The organism is Paenibacillus sp. FSL P4-0127, from assembly GCF_038007325.1.
GTDB classification, from domain to species: Bacteria; Bacillota; Bacilli; order Paenibacillales; family Paenibacillaceae; genus Fontibacillus; species Fontibacillus macerans.
Window position 1 is genome coordinate 5,791,096 of record NZ_JBBOWY010000001.1, and the last position, 15,073, is coordinate 5,806,168.

At 55.3% G+C, this 15,073-nt stretch carries 12 protein-coding genes; 3 read left to right on the plus strand and 9 right to left on the minus strand.

All coding sequences use genetic code 11. From position 1 onward, the window contains the following. Positions 1 to 46 precede the first annotated feature (46 nt). The 3 genes from NYE74_RS26010 to NYE74_RS26020 all read right to left on the minus strand — a co-directional run bounded on the left by NYE74_RS26010 (position 47) and on the right by NYE74_RS26020 (position 3,395). Complete coding sequence (locus tag NYE74_RS26010) at positions 47 to 1,555, minus strand: hypothetical protein (protein ID WP_341005277.1); 1,509 nt, start codon at positions 1,553 to 1,555, stop codon at positions 47 to 49. Continuing rightward, positions 1,536 to 2,114, minus strand: a complete 579-nt coding sequence (locus NYE74_RS26015) for an RNA polymerase sigma factor (protein WP_326045387.1) — start codon at positions 2,112 to 2,114, stop codon at positions 1,536 to 1,538. Before NYE74_RS26015 ends, NYE74_RS26010 begins: the two co-directional genes overlap by 20 nt. A gap of 201 nt (positions 2,115 to 2,315) precedes the next feature. Then, positions 2,316 to 3,395, minus strand: a complete 1,080-nt coding sequence (locus NYE74_RS26020) for a GIY-YIG nuclease family protein (RefSeq protein WP_340926556.1) — start codon at positions 3,393 to 3,395, stop codon at positions 2,316 to 2,318. 254 nt (positions 3,396 to 3,649) lie between these two features. Here NYE74_RS26020 and fdhD point away from each other — a divergent pair, with 254 nt between their 5' ends. The 3 genes from fdhD to hydG all read left to right on the plus strand — a co-directional run bounded on the left by fdhD (position 3,650) and on the right by hydG (position 7,365). Continuing rightward, the gene (gene fdhD, locus NYE74_RS26025) at positions 3,650 to 4,468 is read left to right on the plus strand and encodes a formate dehydrogenase accessory sulfurtransferase FdhD (protein WP_326045385.1); all 819 of its coding nucleotides are present in this window, start codon (positions 3,650 to 3,652) and stop codon (positions 4,466 to 4,468) included. 396 nt (positions 4,469 to 4,864) lie between these two features. Beyond that, positions 4,865 to 5,896, plus strand: a complete 1,032-nt coding sequence (hydE, locus tag NYE74_RS26030) for a [FeFe] hydrogenase H-cluster radical SAM maturase HydE (protein ID WP_082208080.1) — start codon at positions 4,865 to 4,867, stop codon at positions 5,894 to 5,896. 53 nt (positions 5,897 to 5,949) lie between these two features. Continuing rightward, positions 5,950 to 7,365 carry a [FeFe] hydrogenase H-cluster radical SAM maturase HydG gene (gene hydG / locus NYE74_RS26035; protein ID WP_036624456.1) on the plus strand — a complete coding sequence of 472 codons (1,416 nt, stop codon included), beginning with the start codon at positions 5,950 to 5,952 and terminating at the stop codon, positions 7,363 to 7,365. A gap of 615 nt (positions 7,366 to 7,980) precedes the next feature. Here the strand turns inward: hydG and NYE74_RS26040 are convergent. The 6 genes from NYE74_RS26040 to NYE74_RS26065 form a co-directional block, all read right to left on the minus strand. Next, positions 7,981 to 8,928, minus strand: coding sequence for an IS110 family transposase (locus tag NYE74_RS26040; RefSeq protein ID WP_249732660.1), 948 nt, complete (start codon positions 8,926 to 8,928; stop codon positions 7,981 to 7,983). 559 nt (positions 8,929 to 9,487) lie between these two features. After that, complete coding sequence (locus NYE74_RS26045; protein WP_341005279.1) at positions 9,488 to 10,069, minus strand: 4Fe-4S dicluster domain-containing protein; 582 nt, start codon at positions 10,067 to 10,069, stop codon at positions 9,488 to 9,490. Then, entirely contained in the window at positions 10,066 to 11,550 is a 1,485-nt protein-coding gene (locus NYE74_RS26050; protein WP_082207872.1) for a [FeFe] hydrogenase, group A, read from the minus strand. Before NYE74_RS26050 ends, NYE74_RS26045 begins: the two co-directional genes overlap by 4 nt. Before the next feature lie 42 nt (positions 11,551 to 11,592). Beyond that, a complete protein-coding gene (locus NYE74_RS26055; protein WP_341005280.1) occupies positions 11,593 to 12,291 on the minus strand; it encodes a 4Fe-4S dicluster domain-containing protein in 699 nt (232 codons plus the stop codon). An 80-nt stretch (positions 12,292 to 12,371) separates the two neighbouring features. Further along, positions 12,372 to 14,507 carry a formate dehydrogenase subunit alpha gene (gene fdhF, locus NYE74_RS26060; RefSeq protein ID WP_036624461.1) on the minus strand — a complete coding sequence of 712 codons (2,136 nt, stop codon included), beginning with the start codon at positions 14,505 to 14,507 and terminating at the stop codon, positions 12,372 to 12,374. A 147-nt stretch (positions 14,508 to 14,654) separates the two neighbouring features. Continuing rightward, positions 14,655 to 15,008 (minus strand): Na-translocating system protein MpsC family protein, encoded by a 354-nt coding sequence (locus NYE74_RS26065; RefSeq protein ID WP_036624464.1) that lies wholly within the window; start codon positions 15,006 to 15,008, stop codon positions 14,655 to 14,657. Positions 15,009 to 15,073 lie beyond the last annotated feature (65 nt).

Genomic DNA, 15,073 nt, shown 5'->3' on the forward strand with positions numbered 1-15,073 from the left:
ATATGGCGGTGAATTATGGCGTTTTTTTCTCGGCCTGCCCTTTACGTCATGGCTCTAAATCAATCTCAAGCGTCTTATCCACCGGAACGGGATCCGTCTCCCGCATCATGCGAATTTCGTAGGTATCCTGTTTTGGGACCAAAAAGGACAATTCGTACTCCTCTTTCCCCTCGGACGGAATAATCAGTTCCTTTCTTAAGTCCGCTTTTTCCCCGTAATACTCTTTCCAAAGCTCCGGAGACTTCTCTTTATCCGGGCGCAACGAAGGAATTTCAAAACGGATGCTCATGCGATTCTCCGCTTTTTGCAGTACTTTAAGCTTTAACCAACCGTCTTCATACCGCGCCTGCGTAATCGTCATTTCCTTGCCTTTAAAACGGATCGGTTTCGGCAGGTCTTCGTTCAAGCTTAGCGTAAACGTATCGCTTCCCGTCCAGTCCGATATTTCCACAGCGTCGACATGAAGCGTCAAACTGTTCACCGTCTCGTCAAAAAACGGGGAGGAGTTAAATGTCAACTCGATTACGCCCGGCTGAAACTTATCGTTCACGGGCTGATATTTGGTCCGATAGGTGTCCAGGGGATACACCTTGCCGTTATTATCCGTTAATCGTATGACATCGTGCCCTCCGTCTCCGGCCAAATCAAGATCGAGCCTATAGTCTTTGCTGTTATCCAGCCGCAGTTCGGCGTAGGTATTCAGAGGAGTAATCTTGATATTGTCCAGCACCAATCCCCCGATATCCGGGTCGCCAGCAACCTTAATCTGCTGTTTTGCCTGAATGATCCGGTCTTCCACTAATTCGGACGGGGCAAACGGTACATTCATATCATACTCCCGGTCCTCGCGGCCTGAAGAGTCATCGCCCACAAAGAGTTTAAAACTTAAAGTGTCGGGATTTCCCTTGAGAAACGCCTGAACTTCTTCCGGGTCCAGTTCCATGATTTCCGAAATAACCAAAATCGGCTCTCCCGTTTCCTGATCGGTGATAATGTCCTCGCTGCCGCTCCCTTCAATCATCTCGAAGTCCAAGTTTTGTACAGCATAATGGTCGGCCGTTCTGTCGAGCGTCAAGCTGCCATCGGGATTTTGGGCGAGATGGTCTTTGATTCCATCCGTTTGAATAAACGCCTTGTACATCAGTTTATCGCTGGTCAGATAGACGTCCGCCAGGCTTACCTTCATATCCCCGAACTGCTGAATCACCGGTTCAAAGGGAGTGTACTTATGAGCGGCGGCGTTTTCTACCCCGTCCTGGCTGCGGATTGCGTCCAGCCAGTCGGCGGCGACCGAAATGCCGGGGATTTGCTTGAGCATGCTGGCAAACGCCGGAGATATCTCCGCCGAAACGAACAAGATCGAAACGGCGGCCGCCCCTGCGGCTAACCCAATAAATAAAGGCTTTCTTTTTTTCGGAAGGGAGGGCACCTTGTTGTTCTCACTATGTAACGCGATATTCCGGGCAAAATCCCTCAGCGATTCTGGGGCCGTTAACTGGTTCAGCGACCACGTCATCTCACTTTTCAAATTCATTTCAATCTTTGTATCCAGCATTGATCATCACCTTCCTGTTTCCGTTAGATTGATAAAGCTTGAGCAGTTTGTGCCGGGCGCGATGGAGCCGGGATTTTACCGTTCCTTCCTTCATGCCGAGCGTGGCCGCAATCTCCTCGATGGACATTTCCTGATAGTAAAAGAGCAGGACCACCGAACGATGTTGAATGTCCAGCGACATCACCTGGGAGAGCAGGCTGTGCTGCTCCTCTTTTTTCAATAGGGCTTCGATCGGCTGCGCCCCCTGATCCACTGGCTCCAAATGCTCCAACCCCTCCGTCATCCTGTTCAGCCGCGAACGCTTCCGCGCCAGATCGATCGCTCTCATGGCGCACAGATGCTTGAACCAGCCGGTAAAATTGCGGATTTCCTTGCCGTTCATAATGGCCCTGTAAGCCTCAATCAAGGCGTTCTGGACGGCATCTTCCGCCAAATGCGACGAGCGCAATATCGCGGCGGACGCGCTGTATACCCGGTCCAACAGCGGTTCGACCAGCTTGTAAAACGCCTCCCGATCGCCGTTCCTGCAGCGCTCTATCCACTCTTGTTCCTCTTGCATCATTTATCACTTCCTAAAGTTGATCTCGATATATAGGCGAAGCCTGTTTGGCACCGGTTCATTTTTTTCCGGAGAAAAAAATAACGCCTCCTTTTGGATTTGCCCGGTTCCAAAGAAGGCGCTGTGCAGGAGTCTAAGACTAAAGCTTATCGTTCCCGGCCCAAACCGGGCATGGCGGACTCCCCCGATTCCAGGCGGTTCTCAAGGACGAGGGAGAATATTGTCCAATGCCGAGGCGATCCGCAAACGGTCCCGCGCTTCGATCCATTCCTCCGGAACGGTCAGATGCCGGCAGGCACTGCTCTGCAGATAGCTGTAAATGATCTGCGCTTCATCGATTTCGTCGCGGGCAAGCGCGCTGGAGGGCGGCGTCTTCTCCGCTCCGAAGCAGCCGAGCACCGCCTCCGTAATCTCGGCCCGCAGTTGCTCTACCGCCGTATCGGCAACATGATACTTTTCCCTGAAAAGCACGCGATTCCGCTTCACCAGAAACAGCTTGAACGTCTGACCGTCCAACGCTTCAACGATGGCGAGGCTGCGGTTTTGCACGGTGAATTGGATCATATTTTCCTTATTCAACAGCAGGCTTACCGCTTGCAGCGAATCCCTGTACCTGGCCGCGGCTTCAAAATCATACCGTTCGGCCGCCGCCGCCATCTCTTGTTCCATAACCTCGTATATACAGCGGTCGCTTCCCGCCAGCAGGGCGATGAAGCGGTCGACAATCCGCTCGTATTCCCGGACCGCTTCACCTCCGAGACACATGCCCCGGCATAACCCAAGCGAATAATTCAAACAGGGGGCTTGGCCGACGGAAGACCGGGCGCAGGCGATCTGCAGACACTCCTGAATCTCCCGGACCGCCTCCAAAACGGTGTTTTTGCTGGCCGCATAGGGGCCGAACCACACCTCCCCGGCCTCCCCGCTGCCCGGATGATGGGTGACTTCAATGCGGCGGAAGCCGTTTCCCGGCCGGATGGCGATATAAACATAAGCGAGCGGGTTTTTCATTTTTTTGTTGTATACCGGCTTCCATTCGCGAATTAACCGGCATTCCAGCATTAACGCTTCGAATTCGGTATCGGTCACCCGTATTTCCAGATCCTTGACGTTGTTGACCAGCCTTTTGATTTTATTGGAATGGGGCGCGGAAGGATAAAAATAAGACCGGACCCGCTGCTGCAAATTTTTCGACTTGCCGACGTACAAAATCCCCCCATTCCCGTCTTTCATCAAGTAGACTCCCGGCGATGACGGCAGATTTCCCAGCTTGTCCTTCATCTTGGCGCCTCCCCCTTTCTAATCAGCCTTGGCTCTTTGAAGTTACCATAAAAACCGGGCGGACGCATCATAGAGGCTGTCCACTGTTTTCCCGCTGCTTCATCATCGGTCCCCAAAGCTGATTTGTGCAAAATGTAACAAACTAGATTGACAATTTTGCTTCCAAAGTGGGAGCATGTAAGAAGCAATATTTTTCAATATTTTTCTATTGCATCCATAAACAAGATTCCTATCAAAACAAGGGTGATGTGAAAATGAACTGGAATCCCCAGCACACGGAAGTCATCATACGTTACCGCGACGGAACCGTCACCGCGGCGGAAGATACCGTCGTATCCGAACAGCCGGTTACGCTCAAAATCAATGGCGAGGAATTCGTGACCCTCGTCTGTACGCCGGAATACATCGAAGACTTGGCGATCGGTTATCTGGCATCGGAAGGCATTATCGAACGCATGGACGACATCATGGAATTGTGGGTTGAGGAGGCGGGCGGCTTCGTTCATGTGACGTTAAAAGAGTGGAACCCCTTGCACCGCCAGCTGTTCGCCAAGCGTTACGTCACTTCGTGCTGCGGGGCGAGCCGGCACGGGTTTGTGTACGTCAACGACGCGCGGACGGCCAAGGTTTTGCTGGACCGGCAGGTGCAGCTTAGTTTTGCCGACTGTTTTCGGCTTATGGACGAGCTGCAGCGGGGGGCCGAATTGTTTCACCGTACCGGCGGCGTACACAGCGCGGCCCTCTGCGATGCCGGCGGGATCCTGCTCGCCCGCAGCGACATCGGGCGCCATAACGCGCTCGATAAAATTTACGGCCACCGCCTGAGGCATGGCATGAGTCCGGACGGGCAAATCATCGCCTTCAGCGGCCGGATTTCCTCGGAAATCCTGCTCAAGGCGGCGAAGATCGGCTGCGCGGTCGTTTTATCCAAATCCGCCCCCACGGCGCTGGCCCTGGAGCTCGCCGAGCACCTCGGGATCACGACGGTCGGGTTTATCCGCGGTCATTCCTGCAACGTATATACCCATCCGGAGCGGATCAGCGGGTGCGGCCCGGAATCGCCGCTGCATTGATTGCATCTTTGGAATCGGGAAAAACGGAATACCTAAGTTGAACTAAAGAATAGAGCGGGAGCAGGCAGGAGGGTTCAATATTCTAAGGAGTAGCGCTTTAGAATATTGAACCTAGGGGAAATGATCCTGAAGAAACTAAAAGCTTTCCGTAAGAAAGCTGCATCGGAAGCATATGCCTGGTCGCCTTTGTGAGCGGATTTCTGCCTTGTATGAATCTACTTAAACCTAGAAATCCGGGAACAACAGCGATCGTAAGCACATTTCACCCGGCTACCCTAATCCGTACAATCTTTTATTCAGCTTATAACAAGCCGATCAAGTTATTCATTTTCAGGATTGGAGGAAACCGCAACGAAGCGAATCCATTCACCCCAAGTCGGAGCGTTATTGGACCGTCTGTATGCCGAGGCTTCTTTAAACCGTCAAGAGCTGCTCGTCGTTCTGCGCCATCTGAACCCGGAGACCCGGGAACAGCTGCGCGCGCTTGCGCACCGAAAACGGCTCGGCATGTACGGGACCAAAGTATATTTGCGCGGACTGATTGAATTTTCGAATATATGCAAACAAAACTGCCTGTATTGCGGACTGCGTTCCGCAAACCGGTCGCTTGAGCGCTATCGGCTGACCCCGGAAGAAATTGCGGATTGCTGCCGGGAAGGGTACGAACTTGGCTATCGGACATTTGTGCTGCAGAGCGGGGAAGACGACTGGTACACGGCGGAGCGGCTGGTTCGCCTCGTCAGCGGGATTAAACGGCGGTTCCCGGATACGGCGGTCACCCTGTCGATCGGGGAACGGGACGACGAGACCTACGCCCGCCTGTTTGCCGCCGGAGCCGACCGGTTTTTGCTGCGCCACGAAACCGCCTCTTCCCGCCTGTATCGGGCCCTGCATCCGACCATGTCGTTTGAGAACCGGCGGGATCGGCTGGCAGCGTTGCAGCGGATCGGCTACCAGGTGGGAGCCGGGTTCATGGTCGGCTTGCCCGGGCAGACGCCTGAGGATTTGGCCGAGGATCTGCTGTATCTCAAACGGCTTGACCCCGATATGGTCGGAATCGGCCCGTTCCTGCCCCATCATGCGACGCCGCTGAAGGATTACCCGGCCGGGACGCTGGAAGCGACGCTCGACATGATCGCCCTGACCCGGCTTTTGCTTCCGGCCGCCTTGCTTCCGGCCACGACCGCGATGGGAACGGCTCACCCTTACGGCCGGGAAATGGCGCTGCAGGCCGGGGCCAACGTGGTTATGCCGAATTTGTCGCCGCTGGCCGTACGCCCGAAATACGCCCTTTACGACAACAAAATTTGTCTGGGCGACGAATCCGCGCAGTGCCGTTTTTGCTTGGAACGGCGGATCGCCTCCGTTGGCCTGGAGGTCGACATGGGCCGCGGCGACAGCCTGAAATCGCTGTCCGGCGCGGTTTGAACTGATTTTTACTAGCTAACTCTATACAAATATTTCAAAAGGAGTGGATCAACATGAGTCGAGTTACCGAAAGCGAACCTGCCCGTTTTATTCAGGATGAGGAGATTGCCGCGGCATTGGACTACGGAAAGAAGGCGGCGAATGACCACGGCATGGTTGAGGCGATATTGGAAAAAGCGATGGACTGCAAGGGGCTGACCGCCCTGGAAGCGGCCGTTCTGTTATACGTTGACGACGACGGCATTATGCAGCGGTTGTTCGCGGCTTCCAGACAGATTAAGGAGCGGATTTACGGCAACCGGATCGTACTGTTTGCCCCGCTTTATGTCAGCGACTACTGCGTCAATCACTGCGTTTATTGCGGATACAAGCATTCCAACACCGAGTTTGAGCGCCATCGCCTGACTATGGAGGAGATCGCCAAGGAAGTGAGCGTGCTGGAGTCGCTGGGCCACAAGCGCATCGTGATCGAGGCCGGCGAAGATCCCCGCCACTGCGACATCGACTATATCCTCGATTGCATCAACACCGCCTACGCAACCAAAACGGGCAACGGCAGCATCCGCCGGATCAACGTCAACATCGCGGCCACGACGGTGGAGGAATACCGCCTGCTTGCGGGAGCCGGCATCGGCACTTATATTTTGTTTCAGGAAACCTACCATCGCCCCAGCTACCAGCATTACCATCCCCGCGGACCCAAAAGGGACTACGACTGGCACACCACCGCCATGGACAGAGCGATGCGCGCCGGAATCGACGATGTCGGCATCGGCGTGCTTTACGGTCTTTACGACTATCATTACGAAACGGTCGCCATGCTGAAGCATGCCGAGCATCTGGAGGAAACCTTCGGCTGCGGTCCGCACACCATTTCCGTTCCGCGTCTGCGCGCGGCGGAAAATGTCCACCTCGACAACTACCCTTACCTTGTCAGCGACCGGGATTTCATGAAAGTGGTCGCCGTATTGCGTCTGGCGGTGCCTTATACCGGCATGATCCTGTCCACGCGCGAGGACCCGGAGCTGCGGGATGAAATCATTAAACTCGGCATCTCCCAAATCAGTGCGGGTTCCGCCACCGGTGTCGGCGGATACGCGGTCAACAAGGACAAGGACGACAACCCGCAGTTTCAGGTCGGAGACCATCGTTCGCCGCAGGAAATCATCAAGTGCTTATGCCAGGACGGCTACGTGCCCAGCTACTGCACCGCCTGCTATCGCGAGGGCCGGACAGGCGACCGGTTTATGCAGCTCGCCAAGTCCGGGCAGATCCATAACATCTGCCAGCCCAACTCCCTGCTTACCTTCCAGGAATATTTGCTGGATTATGCGGACGAAGAAATGCGCGAGCTCGGAGAACGGACGATTGCGGAAAATCTCGAACGCATCCCCCGCGAATCGACGCGCAAGCTGACGGTGAAGCGGCTGGAGCGAGTTCGTAACGGCGAAAGGGATTTGAGATTTTGACGCATTGCAAAAACGCCTGCGGAAGTATCGCATTCCGCAGGCGTTTTGTTTTTTTACCGGCTCTGAGGGCGTTTTAGATCATGGGGAGGTTACTGCTAAACCCTGTTGTGGCTCTAACTATATACCTAGCTTTTTCTACGCTAACGGTTGCCACCCTCGCTTGTTCGGGCGAAAAAGCAGTGATTTCTTTTCTAACGGTTGTAGCAGCGCCTATTTTTCGAAAAAAGACCTTTTCTAAATTTATACGAAAAATAACTCAACGCGTTAAAGTGTGGAAGCGCGTCGAAACAAAAAGGGGGGGTGTTTGATTCTTTTTTTCCATAATATGGGTTTATACTGAATTCAGTTCATGAAGTTCAACTTCATAGCCCATCTGTTTGATTTTTCGAATCCAGTACTCGATGGTTTTTTCACGTTTACCCAAATAGTCTGCGCCCAGTTCCTCGTAAGGCACTTTATCTCGTAGGACGACGTAGATGATCCGTAAGAGTAAATGTGAAACCGCTATAATGGCTTTTTGTTTACCCATTCGTTTGACTAGCCTGTAATATAAAGCGGATATCCGGGAGTCTTTGACCCTTATGGCGGCCCAACCGCATTGACAAAGTACGGATTTTAGTCCCTTATTTCCGCGTTGGTTCTTTTTTCGTTTTTTTTACCGTTACTTTCATGGTTGGCTGGGCATACCCCGGCCCATGAAGAAAGGTGAGCATCGGATGGAAAATGTGACATATCTGTACCCAATTCGGCCACGATGCTCGCCGCTGCATCATGTTTGATCCCAGGAATAGTGTCCAGCAACTCCATTTCCAAGCGATAAGGCATAGTCAGTTGTTCAATTTCTGTTTCCAGTTCTTGAATCTCCTGTTCTAGATACGCAATATGCTCCAGATGTCTTCGAATCATTTTCCGATGATGAAGGCGTAAACGGCCGTTTAGCGCCTCAATAAGTTCGGGAACTTTGCGTTTCAGAGACGACTTCACCATGTCACGAACCTGCCGTTCATTAAGCACTTCACCGTTGACAATGGATTCAAGTAACAATCGGCCGGAAACCCCAAAGACGTCTGACATAAAGGTGGTGAGTTTCAGATTGGCATCTTGCAATATCTTGTGAATCCGGTTCTTCTCTTGGGTCACATTCTGCAGGAGTTTCCGGCGGTATCGAGTGAGGTCACGCAAGTCGCGAATATCTACGCTCGGGACAAAACTTTGCTCGATTAATCCGCTTCGGTGTAACCGGGCGATCCACTCGGCATCGCTATAGTCGGTTTTTTTGCCTGGAACATTCTTGATGCGGGCCGGATTGGCGAGGGTCAACTTACAAGAATCCTCCAGAATGTTCCATACCGGCTTCCAGTATACCCCGGTGCTTTCCATGGCCACATGGGTACATTGTTGATCTTCGAGCCAGTCTTTTAAACGAAGTAGTTCCTTGGTGGTCGTTCCGAATGTCTCGATTTCTTTTGACGGTCTCTTGTCGAGCGGACCGTACAGAAGGCAGGCCACGATATTATCCTGATGGACATCTATACCTGCACATCGTTCCAAAATCGCATCCAAAACGAACAACTCCTTTCTGGATGTTTTAAGCAGATCATGCAACCTTGTATAAAGATGACACTTTATACTCGTACTCGTGGTAACAATCGGCGATTCTCGTGGTTGCAATTGGTCCGATTCTAACACGGAGTGTTTCTCCAAAATGTAATCGACCTATGATCCACCTATAATTATTACCTCATAAAGTGAGTGCGTGTACAACCCATATTTTTCATATATGGCGGTGGCCGCCAGGCCATATTTGATTCTAACGGTTGTAAGCGTCGTTATTGCCTGAATCCAAGCCAAACAGCCGGATTTCAGTGTAATAAGCGCTATGGCAGCCGTTACAGTTTGAAATCCACGTTTTTGGCACAAATAACGCTTGTGGCAACCGTTAGAATATTGGTGTGACTAGATTTAATGCAACGATAGTGACATAAAACGGGAAATAGGCTCGCGGGCAACCGTTACATTTTGTATCCGCTCGTTTTTACCCGGATAGCGCCGTTCACAACCGTTTAGATTTTTTTTCACACTTTTCTGCCGCTATCCTGATACCGCTTCAACTGTTTTATGGCTAGCGGGCGACCCCGCCAAACAGCTGCAAGGCCTGAGCCGTGGCCGCGCGTTTTTCGGCGACGGATACCTGCACGCGGGCGGGAACGATAAGCTGCAGCGCATTGGTCGGACAGACGCTTACACAGGCCGGCCCGCCGGAGGTACCCTCGCACAGATCGCATTTGCTGGCCACGATTTTTTCCTTGGGAATCCAAGCTCCAGCCGCGTTATAGCGCAACCCCGCCTGCAGCTGTTTCTCTCCATCGCGATACAAAGGCACCATCTCGATCGCTCCGTACGGGCAAGCCAGCATGCAGGTTTTGCAGCCAATACAGGTGTCTTGATTGATGCAAATACCGTCGCCGCTGCTGGTGATCGAGCCGTTCGGGCACACATTGGCGCACGGCGCATCCTCGCAATGCCGGCATTGCACGGGAGCCGTTATATTTTCCGTCTTCACAACGGTAAGCCGGGGGTAGAACTCCGTCTCTCCGGGCGTTTGCCGAAAAAAATCCTGGTCCGAATGAGCCACCGCGCAGGCCGCTTCGCAAGTATGGCAGCCGATGCATTTATCGGGATCGGCAAGCACAAAGCTGTTCATAGTTTGACCTCCTCTTTAAGGCTTACTTCCTCGGGCTTTCGCCGGGACTTGAAATGGGTATGCAGCAAATGGTGCGAAACGCTGCCCAGCGGCTCGCCCAAAACATCTTCGTACAGTTTTTTGATCCCCGGGTTTTCATGCGCTTTGCGTACAGGCAGCCCGGCATCATGCCGGTAAACCGCGCTTTTCCGGGCCCGGATAGCAAGCTCGCGCATTTGCTCCGTCAACAGCTTCGGCTGTCCCCCGCCGCTGATGCAGCCCGCCGGACAAGCCATCACTTCGATGAAATGATACGGGCAAGTCCCGTCCGCCACCGCCCGCAGTACGGGACCGACATGCTGCAGTCCGGCGACCACCGCCACTTTGAGCTCCAGTTCGCCAACCTGCACGTCCGCGGTGCGAATGCCTTCCTCGCCGCGCACGAAATCGAGCTGCAGCCGGGGAATTTCCTGCTGCGTCAGCAGCTCGTACCCGGTGCGGATCGCGGCTTCCATGACGCCGCCGGTCACGCCGAAAATCGTCCCTGCGCCCGAATATTCCCCAAGCGGAGCGTCGAACGGTTCGTCGGGCAAAGCGGCAAAATCGATCCCCCGGTCTTTAATAAGATAGGCCAATTCACGGGTTGTAATGACCACGTCCACGTCGCGGTATCCGCTGGCCTGCATCTCCGGACGGGCACATTCAAATTTTTTGCAGGTGCAGGGCATGACCGCCACGCTGTAAATGTCCGCCGGGTTCACCCCGGCCAGCTCGGCGCCGTAGGTTTTAAACAATGCCCCGGCCATCTGCATCGGCGATTTGCAGCTGGACAAATGATCGAGCAGCTCCGGAGCCGCCGTCTCGGCGTGCTTCACCCAGGCCGGGCAGCAGGAGGTGAACATCGGCAGCCGTTCCCCGTCCAGCACCCGCCGGATCAGCTCCGTCCCTTCCTCCATCACCGTTAAATCGGCGCCAAAATTCGTGTCGTAAATTCTGTCGAACCCGATCCGCCGCAGCGCGGCCGCCATTTTGCCCGGCGTCAGCGTCCCCAGTGGAAGGCCGAACTCCTCTGCCAGCGACACGCGAATGGCCGGCGCGCACTGTACGACCTTGTGCAGCCCGGGACGGCCCAGCATTTGCCGGACCTCAAGCGCATGCCCGGTGGAATAAGCGGCAAACAGCGGCTCCCGCACACTGGCGGGCATTCCCCGGAGCGCCCGTTTCGCCGCCAGCCGCTCCCGCGCCTCGAACCCGCCGGCAAGCCCGCTTCCCGCCGATTCCCCGGCCGATTCGGCGGCGTAATCTTCGCTATAGTCTGCGGCAAAGGCGGTACACACCTGGACACATTGCCCGCAAATCACGCAGCGGTCGGCGTCGATCGTCTGGGGACTCCCGGCATCGCCGTGAATCGCGCCGACCGGACAAACGAAGGCGCACCGCTTGCAGCCGGTACACAATTGCTCATCGATATGAATTATCGGATCATAGCTAGGACTTGGCATAACTCTACCTTCTTTGCCATTCATATAGTTTGCTTATTAAAGCTAAAACGGCATTGCCTTTAAATCCGGAAACGGACGTACAGTCCGCTCCGGCTTCCCCGTTACCAGGGACAGCGCGCCGACCGGACAGGCGGCCACGCAGGCGGGAGACGCCGCGGCGTCCGCTGCCCCCGGCTCCAGCGTCCGGCCTGCAGGCCGCGATTCCACCGCTCCCGCCTCCATGGCGCCGCCTTGCGTTTGGCCCGCCACTTCGGCCCATGTGTGCAGCGGCGCACAGCTTTGGCACAGGTCGCATTTGCTGGCGACCAGCCGCGGCTTGGGCTCCGCGCCGCGTTCGGTATGCGCCGAAAGTCCGCTCTGCAGCACTTCCCGGCCGTGCGCATACGATTTGACCAGCGCGATCGCGCCAAACGGACAAGCCAGCGCACAAGCCTTGCAGCTGATGCAGCGCTCCTCGTCGATCAGAATGGCGCCGTTTTCCTGGCGGATCGCCCCTACCGGGCAAGCCGCCGCGCAGGGTGCGTTTTCGCAATGCCGGCACTGCACCGGCGCTGCGGAGCGCCCCGCCTTCGTTACGTACAACCGAGGAATTACCGGAATCGTAATCGTTCCGACGGCGGCGCTCACTCCGTTCTCCCGGTTATGCACCGCAAAGCAGGCCAGCTCGCAGGCTTTGCAGCCGATACATTTGCCGGCGTCCGCGATGACGAACGGATTCGCCTCCATTTTTCCGGTGCCCATATGCTCCTCTCCTTTCCAAAAGCGCAAGCGCCGGCCGCGTTTCATCGCCTCGCCCGCGCTTGCACGCTGAACTCGTACGCTTAAACCGTGACGTGCATCTGCTTGCGGAGCTCCTCATATTGCTGCCGGACCTCCTGTTCGGCCCGTTCCTGATCGGCGATCCGCTCCAGCTTAATGGCGCAGAATTTATACTCCGGCGTTTTGGATACCGGGTCCAGGAAATCGCCGGTCAGCTCATTGCAAGCTCCGATCCAGTAATGGTAGGTCATGTACGTGGCGCCGGGTTTAACCCGGTCGCTGATTTGCGCCCTCGACACGACCCGCCCCCGCCGGGACACCACCCGCACCAGTTCCCCGTCACGCACCTGCAGCGCCGCCCCGTCCTCCGGGCTGATTTGGATAAAGCCCGGTTCATCGGACAGGCGGCTGAGCGCGCGGCAGTTTCCGGTCATCGTGCGCACCGAATAATGCCCCACTTCGCGCACCGTGGACAAAGTGAGCGGGTAGTCCGCGTCCGGCAGCTCCTGCGGGGCCCGCCATTCACAGACGAACAGCCGCCCTTTGCCGCTGGGCGTGCTGAAGCGGTTGCCTTCGTACAGGAACGGCGTCCCCGGATGATCGTCGGACGGACAAGGCCACTGCACGCTTCCCTGCTCCTCCATCTTCCGGTAGCTGGCGCCGGCAAATTTCGGGCACAGGCTGCGCATTTCATCCCAAATTTCCTCCGTGTTGCGGTAGGACATCGGATAGCCCATCGCCGTGGCCACTTCGCAAATAATTTGCCAATCCGGCTTGGCTTCGCCCTGCGGCTCCACCGCTTTGCGAATCCGCTGAAAACCGCGGTCCGCCGAGGAATACACCCCGTCATGCTCGCCCCAGGAGGTGGCCGGCAGGACGACATCCGCGTGCAGCGCCGTCTTGTTCATGAAAATGTCCTGCACGATCACCAGTTCCATTTCGTCCAGCGCTTCGCGCAGTTCGGCCGCGTTCGGGTCGCTTTGCACCGGATCTTCGCCGAAAATATAATAAGCTTTCAGCTTCTTTTCCTTAAGCACCAGCCGGGGCACCTCCGTCAAATGGAAGCCGACTTTATCCGGCAGACTCACGCCCCATGCTTTCTCGAATTTCTGTCTGATCTTCTTGTCCGTCACCGGCTGATACCCCGGGTAAACATTCGGCAAAGCGCCCATATCGCACGACCCTTGGACATTGTTCTGTCCGCGCACCGGTCCGATCCCTACGCCGCGCCGCCCGAAATTTCCGGTCAGCAGGGCCAGGGAAGCCAGTCCTTTCACGACGTCCACCGCCTGCGAGAACTGGCAGACTCCCATCCCGTACAAAATGACCGCCTTATCCGCCCGCGCGTACTCCCGCATCGCCCGGCGAATGTCGGCGGGATCGACGCCGGCAATCGCCGCGGCGTATTCCGGGGTATATTTTTTGATCCCCTCCGCATACTCGGCGAAGCCCTCCACGTAATGGGAGACATAATCCCGGTCATACAAACCCTCGTGCACCAGCACATGCCCAAACGCGTTGACCAGGGCCATGTTGGTGCCGCCTTTAAGCGGCAGCCATAAATCGGCGATGCGCGCCGATTCCGTTTTGCGCGGGTCCACGACGATCACGGTCGCCCCTTTTTGCTTGGCGTTAACGATTCTTCTGGCGACGATCGGGTGAGTGTCGGCCGCGTTGTAGCCAAAAATCAGCACAAGGCTCGCTTCCTCAATCTCCGGAATCGAATTGGACATCGCCCCGTCGCCCAGCGAATAGCTCAGCCCCGCTACCGACGGGCCGTGGCACACCCTGGCGCAATGGTCGATGTTGTTGGTGCCGATGCAGGCGCGCATAAATTTTTGCATCACATAGTTCGCTTCATTGCCCGGCCCCCGGGCCGACCCGGTCCCCATAATCGCATCGGGTCCGTACTTCTCTTTAATGGCCGCAAGACGCTCGGCCGTAAACCGGATCGCCTCCTCCCAGGGCACTTCCCTTAGCTGCCCCTCCTTGCGGATCATCGGCTTGCGCAGCCGCGCCGTCAAAAGCTGCGGATCGTTCAAAAAATCCCAGCCATAATGCCCCTTCAGGCATAACTTGCCTTCGTTGGTTCTCCCGTTCGCGGGTTCGGCGCCGACCACCTGCCCGTCCTCCACCTTCAAATACAGCTGACAACCGCTCCCGCAATACGGGCAAACCGTAAGCACTTGGTTTCCCATCGCTCTAACGCCACCTCTTTTGTGAATTTTTGCACAAATGTTTGCAGAATGAATGACAGAAACAAAAAAGCCAATACAAAGGCATGCTTGTCACACCGTGTATTGGCTTATTAAACAGCGAAAAGGCAGGCGCCTCTTTCTCTTTAATCAAACCGTCTTATTCAGTTCGATGATAATGGTCCGCTCCCCTTGCCTGTCATGGCTTATGGACCATGAGTAGGTAAAGGGGCCGCCCACCGCATCCGCCGCTTCCTGCATAAACTCGCGTTCCAAATAAGGCTGCAACACTTTCCAGTATTGCTTGACGAGGTCGGTGGCACCTTCTTTCACTAAAATTTCCGATAAGTTGGATAAAACCCCTTTGATTTCGACGGTCGCCTTGCCCGCGCCGTCCAAGTTCACTTTGACGTTCTCCGGCCCTTTTCCCCGGTAGTGTTTGACGATTTTGACCGCAAGCCTTCTGATTCTCTCCTGAGCTTCAAACACCGTGGCAATAGACATACTGAGAACCTCGACAAACAAATGCCTTAATTTGGAAAATATTTCACGTTTTAAATGTTACCCCC

Bases quoted from the DNA above. Each gene is read 5' to 3' on its own strand.
- NYE74_RS26010 (WP_341005277.1), bottom strand. From the start codon at position 1,555: ATGCTGGATACAAAGATTGAAATGAATTTGAAAAGTGAGATGACGTGG.
- NYE74_RS26015 (WP_326045387.1), bottom strand. From the start codon at position 2,114: ATGCAAGAGGAACAAGAGTGGATAGAGCGCTGCAGGAACGGCGATCGG.
- NYE74_RS26020 (WP_340926556.1), bottom strand. From the start codon at position 3,395: ATGAAGGACAAGCTGGGAAATCTGCCGTCATCGCCGGGAGTCTACTTG.
- fdhD (WP_326045385.1), top strand. From the start codon at position 3,650: ATGAACTGGAATCCCCAGCACACGGAAGTCATCATACGTTACCGCGAC.
- hydG (WP_036624456.1), top strand. From the start codon at position 5,950: ATGAGTCGAGTTACCGAAAGCGAACCTGCCCGTTTTATTCAGGATGAG.
- NYE74_RS26045 (WP_341005279.1), bottom strand. From the start codon at position 10,069: ATGAACAGCTTTGTGCTTGCCGATCCCGATAAATGCATCGGCTGCCAT.
- NYE74_RS26050 (WP_082207872.1), bottom strand. From the start codon at position 11,550: ATGCCAAGTCCTAGCTATGATCCGATAATTCATATCGATGAGCAATTG.
- NYE74_RS26055 (WP_341005280.1), bottom strand. From the start codon at position 12,291: ATGGGCACCGGAAAAATGGAGGCGAATCCGTTCGTCATCGCGGACGCC.
- fdhF (WP_036624461.1), bottom strand. From the start codon at position 14,507: ATGGGAAACCAAGTGCTTACGGTTTGCCCGTATTGCGGGAGCGGTTGT.
- NYE74_RS26065 (WP_036624464.1), bottom strand. From the start codon at position 15,008: ATGTCTATTGCCACGGTGTTTGAAGCTCAGGAGAGAATCAGAAGGCTT.